The sequence below is a fragment of the Marinobacter metalliresistant genome, assembly GCF_038098645.1.
Classification (GTDB): domain Bacteria; phylum Pseudomonadota; class Gammaproteobacteria; order Pseudomonadales; family Oleiphilaceae; genus Marinobacter; species Marinobacter metalliresistant.
On record NZ_CP101118.1, the window covers coordinates 618345 to 631961 of the forward strand.

15 protein-coding genes and 1 tRNA gene are annotated in these 13617 nt (G+C 56.7%); 11 read left to right on the forward strand and 5 right to left on the reverse strand.

Features of this window, described 5'->3' with window-relative positions:
• Positions 1 to 20 precede the first annotated feature (20 nt).
• Together NLK58_RS02930 and hemH are read left to right on the forward strand one after the other, a co-directional pair.
• Positions 21 to 452: a TIGR01244 family sulfur transferase gene (locus NLK58_RS02930; protein ID WP_341582003.1), complete on the forward strand. Its 432-nt coding sequence runs from the start codon at positions 21 to 23 to the stop codon at positions 450 to 452.
• A 39-nt stretch (positions 453 to 491) separates the two neighbouring features.
• Positions 492 to 1601, forward strand: a complete 1110-nt coding sequence (gene hemH / locus NLK58_RS02935; protein WP_117617187.1) for a ferrochelatase — start codon at positions 492 to 494, stop codon at positions 1599 to 1601.
• 9 nt (positions 1602 to 1610) lie between these two features.
• Here the strand turns inward: hemH and NLK58_RS02940 are convergent, their stop codons facing one another.
• Entirely contained in the window at positions 1611 to 1790 is a 180-nt protein-coding gene (locus NLK58_RS02940) for a hypothetical protein (protein WP_341582004.1), read from the reverse strand.
• A 201-nt stretch (positions 1791 to 1991) separates the two neighbouring features.
• Positions 1992 to 2082 (reverse strand) — tRNA-Ser (locus tag NLK58_RS02945).
• Positions 2083 to 2292: 210 nt separating this feature from the next.
• On the opposite strand from NLK58_RS02945, the gene NLK58_RS02950 reads away from it, so the two are divergent.
• From NLK58_RS02950 to NLK58_RS02970, 5 genes are all read left to right on the forward strand, one after another.
• Positions 2293 to 2991 (forward strand): Bax inhibitor-1/YccA family protein, encoded by a 699-nt coding sequence (locus NLK58_RS02950; protein ID WP_341582005.1) that lies wholly within the window; start codon positions 2293 to 2295, stop codon positions 2989 to 2991.
• 104 nt (positions 2992 to 3095) lie between these two features.
• On the forward strand, positions 3096 to 3512 hold the full coding sequence (tusD, locus tag NLK58_RS02955) for a sulfurtransferase complex subunit TusD (protein WP_117617190.1): 417 nt from the start codon (positions 3096 to 3098) through the stop codon (positions 3510 to 3512).
• A 2-nt stretch (positions 3513 to 3514) separates the two neighbouring features.
• Positions 3515 to 3865: a DsrE family protein gene (locus tag NLK58_RS02960; protein ID WP_117617191.1), complete on the forward strand. Its 351-nt coding sequence runs from the start codon at positions 3515 to 3517 to the stop codon at positions 3863 to 3865.
• Between the two features lie 6 nt (positions 3866 to 3871).
• A complete protein-coding gene (gene tusB, locus NLK58_RS02965) occupies positions 3872 to 4153 on the forward strand; it encodes a sulfurtransferase complex subunit TusB (RefSeq protein WP_117617192.1) in 282 nt (93 codons plus the stop codon).
• A gap of 3 nt (positions 4154 to 4156) precedes the next feature.
• The gene (locus tag NLK58_RS02970; RefSeq protein WP_117617193.1) at positions 4157 to 4483 is read left to right on the forward strand and encodes a TusE/DsrC/DsvC family sulfur relay protein; all 327 of its coding nucleotides are present in this window, start codon (positions 4157 to 4159) and stop codon (positions 4481 to 4483) included.
• Here the strand turns inward: NLK58_RS02970 and NLK58_RS02975 are convergent.
• The 3 genes from NLK58_RS02975 to nfuA form a co-directional block, all read right to left on the reverse strand.
• Positions 4470 to 4841: a hypothetical protein gene (locus NLK58_RS02975; RefSeq protein WP_117617194.1), complete on the reverse strand. Its 372-nt coding sequence runs from the start codon at positions 4839 to 4841 to the stop codon at positions 4470 to 4472. The two genes, NLK58_RS02970 and NLK58_RS02975, sit on opposite strands and share 14 nt — an antisense overlap.
• A 45-nt stretch (positions 4842 to 4886) precedes the next feature.
• Complete coding sequence (locus tag NLK58_RS02980) at positions 4887 to 6086, reverse strand: hypothetical protein (RefSeq protein WP_341582006.1); 1200 nt, start codon at positions 6084 to 6086, stop codon at positions 4887 to 4889.
• 228 nt (positions 6087 to 6314) lie between these two features.
• On the reverse strand, positions 6315 to 6902 hold the full coding sequence (gene nfuA, locus NLK58_RS02985; RefSeq protein WP_117617195.1) for a Fe-S biogenesis protein NfuA: 588 nt from the start codon (positions 6900 to 6902) through the stop codon (positions 6315 to 6317).
• A gap of 232 nt (positions 6903 to 7134) precedes the next feature.
• On the opposite strand from nfuA, the gene metH reads away from it, so the two are divergent.
• The 4 genes from metH to NLK58_RS03005 all read left to right on the forward strand — a co-directional run bounded on the left by metH (position 7135) and on the right by NLK58_RS03005 (position 13617).
• Positions 7135 to 10833, forward strand: coding sequence for a methionine synthase (metH, locus tag NLK58_RS02990; protein ID WP_341582007.1), 3699 nt, complete (start codon positions 7135 to 7137; stop codon positions 10831 to 10833).
• 33 nt (positions 10834 to 10866) lie between these two features.
• Positions 10867 to 11103 carry a DUF2970 domain-containing protein gene (locus NLK58_RS02995; RefSeq protein WP_117617197.1) on the forward strand — a complete coding sequence of 79 codons (237 nt, stop codon included), beginning with the start codon at positions 10867 to 10869 and terminating at the stop codon, positions 11101 to 11103.
• A gap of 362 nt (positions 11104 to 11465) precedes the next feature.
• Positions 11466 to 13118 (forward strand): nitrite/sulfite reductase, encoded by a 1653-nt coding sequence (locus NLK58_RS03000; protein ID WP_117617198.1) that lies wholly within the window; start codon positions 11466 to 11468, stop codon positions 13116 to 13118.
• Complete coding sequence (locus NLK58_RS03005; RefSeq protein WP_117617199.1) at positions 13111 to 13617, forward strand: DUF934 domain-containing protein; 507 nt, start codon at positions 13111 to 13113, stop codon at positions 13615 to 13617. Before NLK58_RS03000 ends, NLK58_RS03005 begins: the two co-directional genes overlap by 8 nt.

Below are 13617 nucleotides of genomic sequence, written 5' to 3' on the forward strand. Positions count from 1 at the left end.
TCCCGGAGGCGAAACCCCCCATGGATTTCAGAAAGATTGATGACAACATCTCGGTAGCTCCGCAGATTTCCGTTGAAGACGTGGCAGAGGCCGCAAAGCTGGGATTCAGAACCCTGGTAGCCAATCGCCCTGATCAGGAGGAACCCGGGCAACCTTCCATGGCTGATATCGAAGCAGCAGCCCGTGAGCATGGCCTGGCCTGGGTGTTCATGCCGGTGGCGTCCGGAAATATCACCGACGACGATGTAAGCCGGTTCGCGCCAATGATCCGGGACGCTGAAAAACCCGTACTGGCATTCTGCCGTTCCGGAACCCGTTGCACTGTGCTCTGGGCATTGAGTTCGGCCCGAAACACGTCAGCCGACGAAATCTTTACCAAGGCCCGCAACGCCGGTTACGACATTTCCGGTCTGGCACCACGTATGGCTCAGCAGGCCAGAGAGAAAGGCTGACCTTTTCATAACGCAAAACCAACGTTCAGGATCGACCGCATGCAATTCAAAGGTTCAGAGAATTTCAGCCACGCCCAGCCTGACAGGCTGGGCGTGCTGATAACCAACCTGGGTACCCCGGATGCCCCCACGACCTCCGCACTCCGCCGGTACCTCGCTGAATTTCTCTCGGACCCAAGGGTGGTGGAACTGGCCCGGCCATTGTGGTGGCTGATCCTGCACGGAGTTATTCTGCGGATTCGCCCCAGGCGCAGTGCAGAGGCCTACGCCAGTGTCTGGCAGCCAGAGGGCTCACCCCTGCTGCTGCACACTGCAAAGCAAGCTGAGGGCATCCGGGAAGCGCTCAAGCGCAAATACGGGCCCAATGTGGTGGTTGGCTTTGCCATGCGTTACGGCAACCCCTCCATCTCCCGGGTTCTGGATGAAATGCAGCAGCAGGGGGTGCGGAAACTGCTGGTACTGCCACTCTACCCCCAGTATTCCGCATCGACTTCTGCCTCAACCTTTGATGCCATTGCCAGCGATTTTGCCAGGCGCAGGTGGTTACCGGATCTCCGGTTCGTCTCCCATTACCCGGATTACCCACCCTACATAGAAGCCATGGCGCGGCATATCGAGGCGCACTGGGCCAATCACGGGCGCAATCAGAAGCTGGTGCTCTCCTATCACGGGGTTCCCCTGAAATACCTGACCAAAGGCGACCCTTACCATTGTGAATGCCAGAAAACCTCGCGGCTGTTGGCCAAACGGCTTGGTTTGAGCAAAGAAGATTACCTGACCACCTTCCAGTCCCGGTTTGGCAAGGAAGAGTGGCTAAAGCCCTACACGGACGAGACGCTCAAATCACTGCCTGGCACAGGCGTTAAATCCATCGACGTATTCTGCCCGGGATTCTCATCCGATTGCCTTGAGACCATTGAGGAAATCGACGAGGAGAACCGTGAATACTTTATGGAAGCCGGTGGCGAGGGTTTCAGTTACATAACCGCGCTGAACGCAACGCCGGGCCACATTGAAGCCCTGGTCAAGCTGATTGAGGAGAATCTGCTGGGCTGGCAGGTGCCGGGGAATGAGCCAGAAGCTCTGGCTGCGCGGCAGAAACGGGCGGACGAACAAAAAGAGACGGCCTATCCGGGCCGCGATCTCTGATCGGAGCTTTCAATCGGAGCTTTCAATTGTTCCCGGAGCGGTATCAGCCGCTCCGTACTTCTCTCTCCCCCCTTCATTCGAAAGATCCGGCACCGATTGGCAGAAGGTGCACTCCTCCGTATCAACCGCAGCACCGCCAGCTTCAACGTACCGGATCTTGTGGCTGGCCTTGCCCCGATTTGCTGACACAGAAAACTTCCGGTCACGACGATCCGGCGACTCGACTGCGGATTGGTGGGTATTTTGTGAGTCTGTCATAATGAGCCCTCGCGATATCAATACGCTGATAATGAGGGTAACCTGGCATTAAACCAAGTAGGGAAAACCACCGGAAAAGTGAACAGCGATCGGGTGTCTCCGGGAAAGAGGGAAAAGAAGAGAAAGGAAAAATGGCGGTGGGCCAGGGATTCGAACCCCGGGAAGGCTACTAACCTTCGGCGGTTTTCAAGACCGCTGCATTCAGCCACTCTGCCAGCCCACCGTTTTCCCATTGCTGCCATTGCGACAGCGGTGAGCATGATACCGGAATTGCCTGTGCTGTCAACGCCCTGCATAAAACCCGTCGCATTTTTCAATATTAACGGTTTTTAATGGAATCCAGGAGCCAGTTTCATGTCGTAAATGATTGAAAGTTGCGTATCTGACACTATGATGAGACACAGTATCCAGTCGTTATAAAACGGAGATGACAATGGAAGACAAACGTTTCGGCGTTCAAAACTCTCAGGGAGCCTATTCTGCTCCCCAGACCGAGCGCGCGACCACAGGAATCAGCGCTGACGCGATGAATGTGTTGCGCAACACCTACATGCTTCTGGGCATGACCCTCGCCTTCTCGGCGCTTACCGCTTTCCTGAACATGAACGGAACCCATCCGGGTTTTCTGATCACCATTGTGGGATACATCGGTCTGCTGTTCGCGACCTATAAGCTGAAAAACAGCCCCTGGGGGATCGTGACCACCTTCGCCCTGACCGGCTTCATGGGTTACACCCTTGGTCCGATCATTGGTGCGTTCGTTGCCGCCGGTGCCTCTCAGATCGTTGCTCAAGCGCTGACGCTGACTGCAATCGCCTTTGTAGGTTTGTCCGCTACGGCGATCATTACCAAGAAAGACTTCAGCTTCATGTCCAGCTTCCTGACCGCTGGCGCGTTTGTGCTGATCGGCGCCATGCTGCTGGCCTTCCTGATGGAGAGCTCCGCTCTGCAACTGGCGGTATCCGCAGGCTTCACCATTTTCGCGTCCGTTATGATCCTGTTTGAGACCAGCCAGATCATCAAGGGCGGCGAGCGGAATTACGTCATCGCGACGGTCGGCCTGTACGTTTCAATCTACAACCTGTTTATCAGCCTGCTGCACCTGCTGTCCGCTTTCAGCGGTGACAACTGATGCCGGGCTAAAATAGCCGATTTTGAAACCCCGGCAGTTGCCGGGGTTTTTGCTTTAGCTACACTGAAAATCCCAGCGTCCATAACCACAAACGAACCGGAATCATGGCCGATACCTCATCTGAAACCTTCACCCTGGTCATTACTGGCGCGCCTTATTCCTCCCAGGCGCCCCAGACGGCTCTGGGTTTCGCCAGGGCTGCCACAGACGCAGGCCACCGCATCGCCCGCGTCTTCCTGTATGGTGACGGCGTGCATCTTGCCTCGGCACTGTGCACCCCCCCCTCTGACGAGACGCACTGGCCGAAGGAATGGGCGAGCTTTCTCGAACACCACGGCATCCCCGGGATAGCCTGCATTGCTTCAGCGTTGCGCCGGGGTCTGGTGAACGAAGCTGAGCGGAAGCGCTACGCGTTGCCCGGCTCCAACCTGCTTCACCCTTTCGAAATCGCCGGCCTTGGCGAATGGGTCGAAGGCCGGAGGACGTCTGCACGAACACTCTATTTCCACGCCGGAGGCTGACCATGAGCACACTGATCATGATTGACCAGGCATCCTATGGCACCTGGAGCGGGCGAGAAGCACTGGATATGGCATTCTCCCTCGCAGCGTTCGACCAGCCGGCATCGCTGCTGTTTACCGGTGCGGGAGTCACCTGGCTGAAGCGGGCACAGGATACGGCCGGCATAGCCCAGAAGTCGGTGGAGAAAAACCTTTCGGCGGCGCCCATATTCGGCATTGAGGCGATCCTTGCAGACCGTTCAGCCTGCCAGAAGTATGGGCTGGATGAGACCTCGCTTATTACCGGCGTGACTCTGGTGGATGCCAACAGAACCCTGCTCGATCAATACGACCACACCGCGTTTGCAGGTTAACCGGACATGAGCTCATTCGATACTCTGCATATTCTGAATAAATCCCCGGAGCACCCAAGGGCAGCGCAGTGCCTTGACTTGCTATCCGAGGGGGATGCCCTGTTGCTGACCGAAAACGGCGTTCTGTTACTCTCTGCGGGGAGTCTGCCGGCTATCGGCAAGGTATTCGCACTTTCGCCGGATGTTTCCGCGCGTGGCGTCGGTAATATGGTTGGTAATGCGACATTGGTGGGGTTTGGCGATATGGTGTCATTGTCGCTTCAGGCCCGACGGGTAATCAGTTGGTAAGCCATGACCAGTAGCACGATGCCGGAACGCAATAACGAAGGATTTCTTGAGGATGCCCACGCCTGGACGGAAGGCGTCGCGACCACGATTGCTGCTGAGGATGACATTCATCTAAGTGAAAATCATTGGGAAATCATCATGTTTCTTCGTTATTTTTACAAAGAACATGAAATATCGCCACCCTCAAACAGGTTGTTCGTGAAGGCCGTGAAGGAGGCCCTTGGAGAGAACAAGGGCAACAGCATCTATCTGATGCAGCTGTTTCCCGGTACACCCGCAAAAACCGCCTGCCGGATTGCCGGGCTGCCCCGGCCTACTAACTGTCTGTAGGGCGCTCGAAGGGCTTGCCGGGGTTTTCCCGCTTATTCCGTTCAAGGTCTGCCGCAGTCCCAAGGAAGCTGCTCAGCCCGTTTTCAAACAGCCCGGAGCCGAATTTCAGAAACTGGCGGGTCGATTCCTTGACGGTGCCGTCCAGGGCACTCTCGGGCAGCGCTCGCAGAGTGTCTGTCACACCCTTTTTCACTCCCCGCGTAACCGCAGGCTCAATTTCCCGGGAGACCTCAATCAGCTCCGAGACTTTCTTGTCCAGGTAGGGACGCACGACAAAACGCCAGAAACCCCAGAGTGTGAGAAGCACGGCGGCAACCGTCACAAAAAACTGAACTGTAAGTGATACCCAGAGAGGCATGGCCTTCCTCCTTGTGCGCCCTCAAAGGAACAGAGCGTACTTTGCCTAGAATGTCATGTATGTGAGGGACAGGAACTGCAGCAGTCCCGCCAGGCCGCCGAACATACCGCCGACGATCATCAGCTGGATTTCCTCCTCCCGGAAAGCCGGGCGAAGAATGTCCTGGAATTCGGAGGGTTTCAGGGCTTTCATCTGGCCTGACAGGACCTCCGCCACGACCGGCGCCCGCTCGCGGTTAAAGGCGGGATCACTGAACACATCATGAGTGGCCAGCACCGCCTTCTGGTTCATGGCCTTTTTCAGTTCCGTGTAACCCGTCATGCCCACGGTTACCTGCGCCGTCAGTTTCATAATGACAGAGTTGTCCAGCAAAGGCCGCAGGTGTTTCTGGATGATGGCCCGGGTTCGGTCGCCATGCTTGCCGTTGATCATGGCATCGGCCACTTTTTCCACGGTCATCAGCTCTTCGGCCACCAGCTTCGCCCAGACATCACTGATCTCGGGTTGGCGACGCAGGAACAGACCCTGGATTTTCCAGAACAGAACCCGCCGGGGGTTTAACGGTGCAAAAATCAGATTGATGGCAATCCAGTTGGTGACAAAGCCAATCACAAAGCCACCGAGCGGCAGCAGCCAGGGCTCCGGATACCTGGACCACACCGGCACCAGAACCGCACCCAGAATAGCGCCGATAATGGCGCCCCGGTTGATCACCGACCTGAGTTCAACCGCCCCCGCCTGCCTGAAGATCCGGTTCATCAGGTCCGGATGGGTTGCCAGTTCCCGGCTGAGCAGTGCCTTGAGGTCCACCAGTTCATCCAGGTCGTCGCCGAAATCCTCCACCAGATCCTCAATCCGGGACGGTAACCGCTCCCTCGCCCACTGGTAAATCCGGTTTTTCAGAAATACGGGGAGGTTATCCCAGAGCACCGGCTGGATTTCGTACATGACTTCATCAATATACTCGTCCATCCGGGGCGTGACCTGGGAAATGACCTGCTCGACAATGCGTTGAGGTTCAAGCTTCCGGTAGACGGCATTCAGGTCGCCAAATTGCTGCAAGGTTCTGTCGAGGCAGATATGAGCCATCTTCTCGGCTTTGCGGGGAATAACGCCCTGCCAGCCGACAATCCCTACGCCTATGAACTGAACGGGGAAAAAAGACATCTGGATGGCAAGCCAGTTGGTGAACCAGCCAACCACAGCCGCCATGAGCGGCAAGGACAGAAGCGCAACGTCGAACAAGTTTGACCCCGGTTTGAGTGTGTAGTCTGGTTAAGCCGGCAATATATCCGTTAACGAACACACACGATAATACCTGTGTGCTGTTTCTGTTTGTGCGACGAATGATGGAGCAACCGAGTTGTCACAACATTGGCCGTGTAGCCTTTGTGAACTCGGTATTGCGGCAGCCTGGAGGCAGGTACCGCAGCCCGGAAGCTACGGTACCTCAAGGTGAGGATCGCGGATCGCTTACTGGTAGTAGGCGTTTTCTGTGTAGGAGTGGTCGGTGACATCCCGCACGGCGGTGATTTCCGGCACCCGCTCCTTCAACGTGGATTCAACCCCCTGTTTCAGGGTCAGGCTGACCGCGGAGCAACCCTGGCAGCCACCGCCAAAGCGAAGAACAGCCACGGACTCATCGACGATTTCCACCAGAGACACCTCGCCGCCGTGGGACGCCAGATTCGGGTTGATCTCGGAGGCCAGAACATAGTTGACGCGATCCGGCAAGGGGGCGTCGTCGTCGATCTTGGGCACCTTGGCATTCGGAGCCTTGATGGTGAGCTGCCCCCCCATCTGGTCTTTTGAATAATCGACGTACGCTTCCTCCAGGAAAGGCACGGAGGTGTGATCCAGGTACAGGGTGAACTTCTCAAGGTCTACCTGCTCGTCCGTTGGCACCACTTCATTGGGCGGGCAGTAGGCCAGACAGGTTTCGGCATTCCTGGTGCCGGGCTGGGTCACGAAGATCCGTACGCCCATGCCTTCCACGTCCTGTTTTTCAATAAGTTGTGCGAGGTAGTCCCGTGCGGGATCTGTCACAGTAACCAAAGCCATGTTTTCAACCCGTTTGAAAGTTTGACTTCATTTTAAGGCAGTTCGCGGGAACATGAAAGACCAAGTAAAATAGTCGGGCTTTACCGGGGTAATGAATTTCCCGTATGCAAGCTCATTTCAGGAAGGTAATTGATAATGATCATTCGCACTAAGACGGGCTCAGGCATTTTTGCTATGATCCCGCGCTATTGACTTCAATACAGCGCTAATAACGACACCCGGAAGTAATCCTATGACCGATCGCAACACCCGTCTCGACCAGCTCCACAAGGCCCTGCAGGAACGCATTGTGATCCTTGATGGCGGCATGGGGACCATGATCCAGAATCTGAAACTGGACGAGCAGGCCTTCCGGGGCGACCGGTTTGCCGATTTCGAGCGGGAAGTTCAGGGCAACAATGATCTGCTGAACCTTACCCAGCCTGCCCTGCTCCGTAACATTCACGCGGATTACCTGGATGCTGGCGCGGATATCATCGAGACCAACACCTTCAACTCCACACGCCTGTCCCAGGCGGATTACGGCCTGGAGGAAATTGCCAAAGAGCTGAACGTGTCGGCGGCCCGGCTGGCCCGGCAGGTCGCGGATGAATACACCGTGAAGGACCCGGCCAAACCGCGGTTTGTGGCAGGCGCGGTTGGTCCCACGTCCCGAACGGCGTCGATCTCACCGGATGTGAACAACCCGGGATACCGGAATGTCGATTTCCAGACCCTGGTTGATAACTATTACGAGGCGGTAGAAGGTCTTGTTGAAGGCGGTTGTGATCTGATTCTGATCGAGACCATCTTCGATACACTGAACGCCAAGGCCGCGATTTACGCGACCCAGCAATATTTTGAAGACAGCGGCGTCACCCTGCCGATCATGATCTCAGGCACCATTACGGATGCCTCCGGCCGCACACTCTCGGGCCAGACGACCGAAGCTTTCTGGAACTCCGTGGCTCACGCCAGACCGATTTCAGTAGGCCTGAACTGTGCCCTCGGTGCCGACGCCCTGCGCCCCTATGTGGAGGAACTCTCCGCCAAGGCCGAAACCTACGTCAGCGCCCACCCCAACGCCGGTCTTCCGAACGAGTTTGGCGAATACGACCAGACCCCGGAGGAAATGGCCGAGATTATCGAAGGTTTTGCCCGGGACGGTTTCCTGAACATCATTGGCGGCTGCTGCGGCTCCCGCCCGGACCACATCGAAGCCGTCGCCCAGGCTGTTGCCAAGTACCCGCCCCGCAAGATTCCGGAGCGTCCGAAGGCCCTGCGCCTGTCTGGCCTCGAGCCGTTCACCGGCGATGAAAATACTCTGTTCATCAACGTGGGTGAGCGTACCAACGTCACCGGCTCCAAACGTTTCCTGCGACTGATCAAGGAAGAACAGTACGAAGAAGCCCTGAGCGTTGCCCGGGACCAGGTGGAAAATGGCGCCCAGATCATCGACATCAACATGGATGAGGGCATGCTGGAGTCGAAGGAGGTGATGGTTACCTTCCTGAATCTGGTGGCCTCCGAGCCGGATATCTCCCGGGTTCCCATCATGATCGATTCGTCCAAGTGGGATGTCATCGAAGCGGGCCTGCGCTGCATCCAGGGCAAGGCCGTGGTGAACTCCATCAGCCTCAAGGAAGGCGAAGAGGAGTTTATCAGGCGCGCCAGGGACTGTATGCGCTATGGCGCCGCCGTTGTGGTTATGGCGTTCGATGAGCAGGGCCAGGCAGACACCTACGAGCGCAAGACCCAGATCTGCAAACGCTCCTACGATGTTCTGACCGGCATCGGCTTCAACCCGGGCGATATCATTTTCGACCCGAATATCTTTGCCATTGCCACCGGTATCGAGGAACACAACAACTACGCGGTGGACTTTATCAATGCCACCCACTGGATTCGCAAGAACCTGTCCTACGCCTCAATCTCCGGCGGTGTGAGTAACGTGTCCTTCTCGTTCCGGGGCAACGACGTGGTGCGTGAAGCCATTCATTCCGTGTTCCTGTACCACGCCATCAAGGCCGGCATGAACATGGGCATCGTGAATCCCGGGCAACTGGTCATTTACGATGAGATCGACCCGGAACTGAAAGAACTGGTGGAAGACGTTGTTCTGAACCGCCGCGATGATGCCACCGACCGCCTGCTTGAAATCGCCGAGCGCTATAAGGGCAAAGGCGGCAAAACCCAGGAAGAGGATCTGGCCTGGCGTGAGTGGCCGGTAGAAAAGCGACTGGAACATGCTCTGGTAAAGGGTATTACCAGCCACATCGTGGATGACACGGAAGCCTGTCGCCAGAGAGCCAGCCATCCCATTGAGGTCATTGAAGGGCCGCTGATGGACGGCATGAACGTGGTCGGTGACCTGTTCGGCGACGGCAAGATGTTCCTGCCCCAGGTGGTCAAAAGCGCCCGGGTCATGAAGCAGGCCGTGGCGCACCTGATACCCTACATCGAGGCCGAAAAAACCGAAGACCAGAAAGCCAAGGGCAGGATCCTGATGGCCACGGTCAAAGGTGATGTCCACGATATCGGCAAGAACATCGTGGGCGTGGTGCTTCAGTGCAACAACTACGAGGTGATCGATCTGGGCGTTATGGTGCCCTGTGACAAGATCCTGGACGCCGCAAAAAAGCATGACGTCGATATTATCGGCCTCAGCGGCCTGATCACACCGTCCCTGGATGAGATGGTCCACGTCGCCCGGGAAATGCAGCGTCTGGATTTCGACATTCCGCTGATGATTGGTGGTGCTACCACGTCCAGGGCCCACACCGCCGTCAAGATCGAGCCCCAGTACAAGAACGACATCGCTCTGTACGTGTCGGATGCCTCCCGCTGTGTGAATGTGGCTTCGCAGCTGCTCAGCAAGACCGCCAAACCAGACCTGGTGGGCGCCGCTCGTACCGAATACGACCAGATCCGCGAACGCCGCAAGAACCGGGGCGACCGCACCAAGCTGGTATCCCTGAAGGAAGCCCGGGATCGCGCGCCGGACATCAGCTTTGAGGGTTACCAGCCGCCAAAACCGGCCTTCACCGGTATCCGGGTGTTTGAGGAATATGATCTTAACGAGCTGATCGATTACATCGACTGGACACCGTTTTTTGTGTCCTGGGATATTTCCGGAAAGTACCCGGCCATATTTGATGACCCGAAGCGTGGCGAGGCTGCGCGGCACCTGTTTGACGACGCCCAGACGATTCTCCACCGGATGATCGATGAAAACCGGGTATCCGCCCGTGGCGCCATCGGTTTCTGGCCGGCGAACCGGCGCGGAGACGACATTGTATTGTACACGGATGAGTCCCGCTCTGAAGAGCTGACCACCCTGCACCATCTTCGCCAGCAAGACGAGAAGGCGCCAGGCAAACCGATGCTGGCCCTTTCCGATTTTGTGGCCCCCGAAGGGTCGGACACCTGTGATTATGTGGGCGGTTTCGCGGTAACCACGGGCGTGGGTGCCGAGGAATTCTCGGTGGAGTTCAAGGACGCCAATGACGATTACAACGCCATCATGGTCAAGGCCCTGGCCGACCGGCTGGCTGAAGCGTTTGCCGAGCGCATGCATGAGCGGGTCCGGAAGGAATTCTGGGGCTACGCCGCCGACGAGCAGCTGGGCAGTGCCGATCTGATCAAGGAGCGGTATCGGGGCATTCGCCCTGCGCCGGGTTATCCCGCCTGCCCGGATCACACTGAGAAGGCCACGCTGTTCAATCTGCTGGATGCCACCAACAAGGCCGGTATCGAACTGACCGAGCACTTTGCCATGTTCCCGGCGGCGGCGGTGTCTGGCTGGTACTTTGCCCATCCGGAATCCAAATACTTTGCGGTCGGGAAAATTGGCGCGGATCAGGTTGAGGACTATGCTGCACGCAAAGGTATTTCCAAGGCTGAAGCGGAACGCTGGCTGGCGCCAAGCCTGGCATACGATCCGGCGGAGTAAGCTTCAGATACGGCTGATAACAGGGGCGGCTTTATGACGGAATCCTCCGGGGCGGAAAACAAGGATCAACAAAAACCAAAGGGACCCGGCGTTCTGAAAGTCATGCAAAGCATTCTGGCCGGCGCTTTCGGGGTTCAGTCCGACAAGCGCCGGGAAGAGGATTTTTCAAGCCACAGCCCCTGGCCCTACATTATTGCCGGCGTGTTATTCACCGCCAGTTTTGTGGTGGGGCTGATTGTGATCGTGAACCTGGTCCTGGCCAGCCAGTAAGGTTATTGGCTGGAGACCCAGACCACCGCAAATGCGACGGCCAGGATGACCAGCAGAACGGCGGCAACGGCATCAGCCTGGCTATCTGAGCGCACGGTCTTCTTCATGTCTTTTCCTCTTTCCGGGTTCAATGTCGCGTTCTTGTTATCAAGGTAACAGCGAAGTGCAACTTCTCCGCTGACGCTTTTAAGTTAAGCAGGAAATTGATATTCGTCCAGTCCGTTGTTCCGCCCGCTTATCGCCTGAATCGATAAACATATTTTGAAATAATCATTTTAAGAATAAAAACCCGCTGTTATCCTTTCCCGCAGATATAAGGCCGTCGGCCCGGATATGACGCTTTCAAGCAGGATCTTCCTACTATGTACGTATACGATGAACACGATCGTCAGTTAGCTGCCGAAAGGGTTGCCCAGTTCCGTGACCAGACCGAGAGGGCCCTGGCCGGCGAACTGGCTGAAGATGAGTTCCTTCCCCTGCGCCTGCAGAATGGCCTGTACATTCAGCGTCTTGCCCCGATGCTCAGGATCTGTGTTCCCTACGGCATGATGCGTTCTGACCAGTTGCGCAGGCTGGCACGCGTCACCCGTGACTATGACAAAGGCTATGCCCATTTCACAACTCGTCAGAACGTGCAGCTGAACTGGCCTGCGCTTGAGGATGTTCCTGACATTCTGGCAGAACTGGCCGAAGTGGAGATGCACGCCAACCAGACCAGCGGTAACTGCATCCGGAACACCACCACGGACCAGTTCTCCGGGGTTCAGTCCGACGAAATTGCAGACCCGAGGCCCTATTGCGAAATCATTCGCCAATGGTCTACTTTCCACCCGGAATTTGCGTTCCTGCCGCGCAAATTCAAGGTTGCTGTGAATGCGTCGGAACAGACAGACCGTGCGGCCATTCAGGTGCACGATATCGGCCTGCAGATGGTCCGCAACGATGCCGGTGAACTGGGCTTCCGGGTTCATGTTGGCGGTGGCCTTGGCCGCACGCCGATGGTCGGGCCGGTGATTCGTGGATTTCTTCCCGAGCTGGATCTGCTCACCTATCTGGAAGCCGTGCTCCGGGTTTATAACCGGTACGGTCGCCGGGATAACAAGTTCAAGGCCCGTATCAAGATTCTGGTCAAGGCACTGACGCCGGAAGGGTTTGCCGAAAAGGTCGAAGCCGAGTGGGCCCACATCAAGGATTCCCCGACGCGCCTGACCCGCGAGGCCATTGAGCGCATCCAGGGCTACTTCACCGAGCCGGATTATGCTGCACTTGAGAATGCCACGGACTTACTGGCTAGCCAGCGTTTCGAGCACAGAGGCTTTGACCAGTGGCTGACTCATAACGTGGACAGCCACAAAAAACCGGGTTATGCCATTGTTAACCTGACCATGAAGAAGACAGGGACGCCTCCGGGTGATGTTACTGACCGGCAACTTGAACAGATCGCGGATCTGGCCGATGAATACAGTTTTGGCGAAATCCGGGTAACCCACCACCAGAACGTGGTACTTGCGGATGTTCGCCAGGATCGGCTGCTGGAACTTTGGCAGGCCATCACGCCCATGGGGTTTGGCACCGCGAACCTGAACACCCTGACGGATGTGATCTGCTGCCCCGGTGGTGATTTCTGCGCCCTGGCCAACGCCAAATCGATCCCCGTAGCCGAAGCCATCCAGCGAAAGTTCGATGATCTCGATTACCTGTACGACCTGGGCAACATTGATCTGAACATCTCCGGCTGTATGAATGCCTGTGGTCACCACCATGTTGGCAATATCGGAGTTCTCGGGGTCGACAAGAAGGGTGAGGAGTTCTATCAGATCAGTCTGGGCGGTTCATCCCACCATGATGCCTCAATTGGCAAGATTCTGGGGCCGTCGTTTGCACGGAACGAGATGCCCGAGGTAATCGCCAAAATCATTGATGTGTTCGTGGATAAGCGCACGGAGGAAGAAACCTTCCTGGACACTTATCGCCGTGTTGGAATTGAGCCTTTCAAGGAGCGGGTTTATGCCTAACGTTATTTCCCGGGATGGCAGCATCCGTCACGACAACTGGGTTGTGGTGCCCCGCCCGGCCGAAGGTGAATCGCTGGATATCCCGGCAGACCAGCCGGCGTTGATTCCGGCCGATCTGTGGCTGGCCGGCCATGAGCATTTTGCTGGCCGCCAGGACATCGGCGTGTGGTTCGACAGCCACGATGAGCCGGAGATTCTGGATGGCCGGGTGAATGAGTTGCCGGTGATTGCGGTGAATTTTCCGAAGTTCAGTGATGGCCGCGGTTACAGTATTGCGCGGTTGCTGCGGGAACGTTTCGGCTATGTGAATGAGCTGCGGGCCATCGGGGATGTGTTGCTGGATCAGCTTCAGTTCATGAAGCGGTGCGGGTTCGATGCTTATGTGCTTCGACCTGACAAGGATATTACCAAGGCGGAGAGGTGTCTGAACTTCTTCAGCTTTGGGTATCAGGCGGCTACCGATACCGACATTCCCCTATTCCGGCGCCGGGCCTCTTAA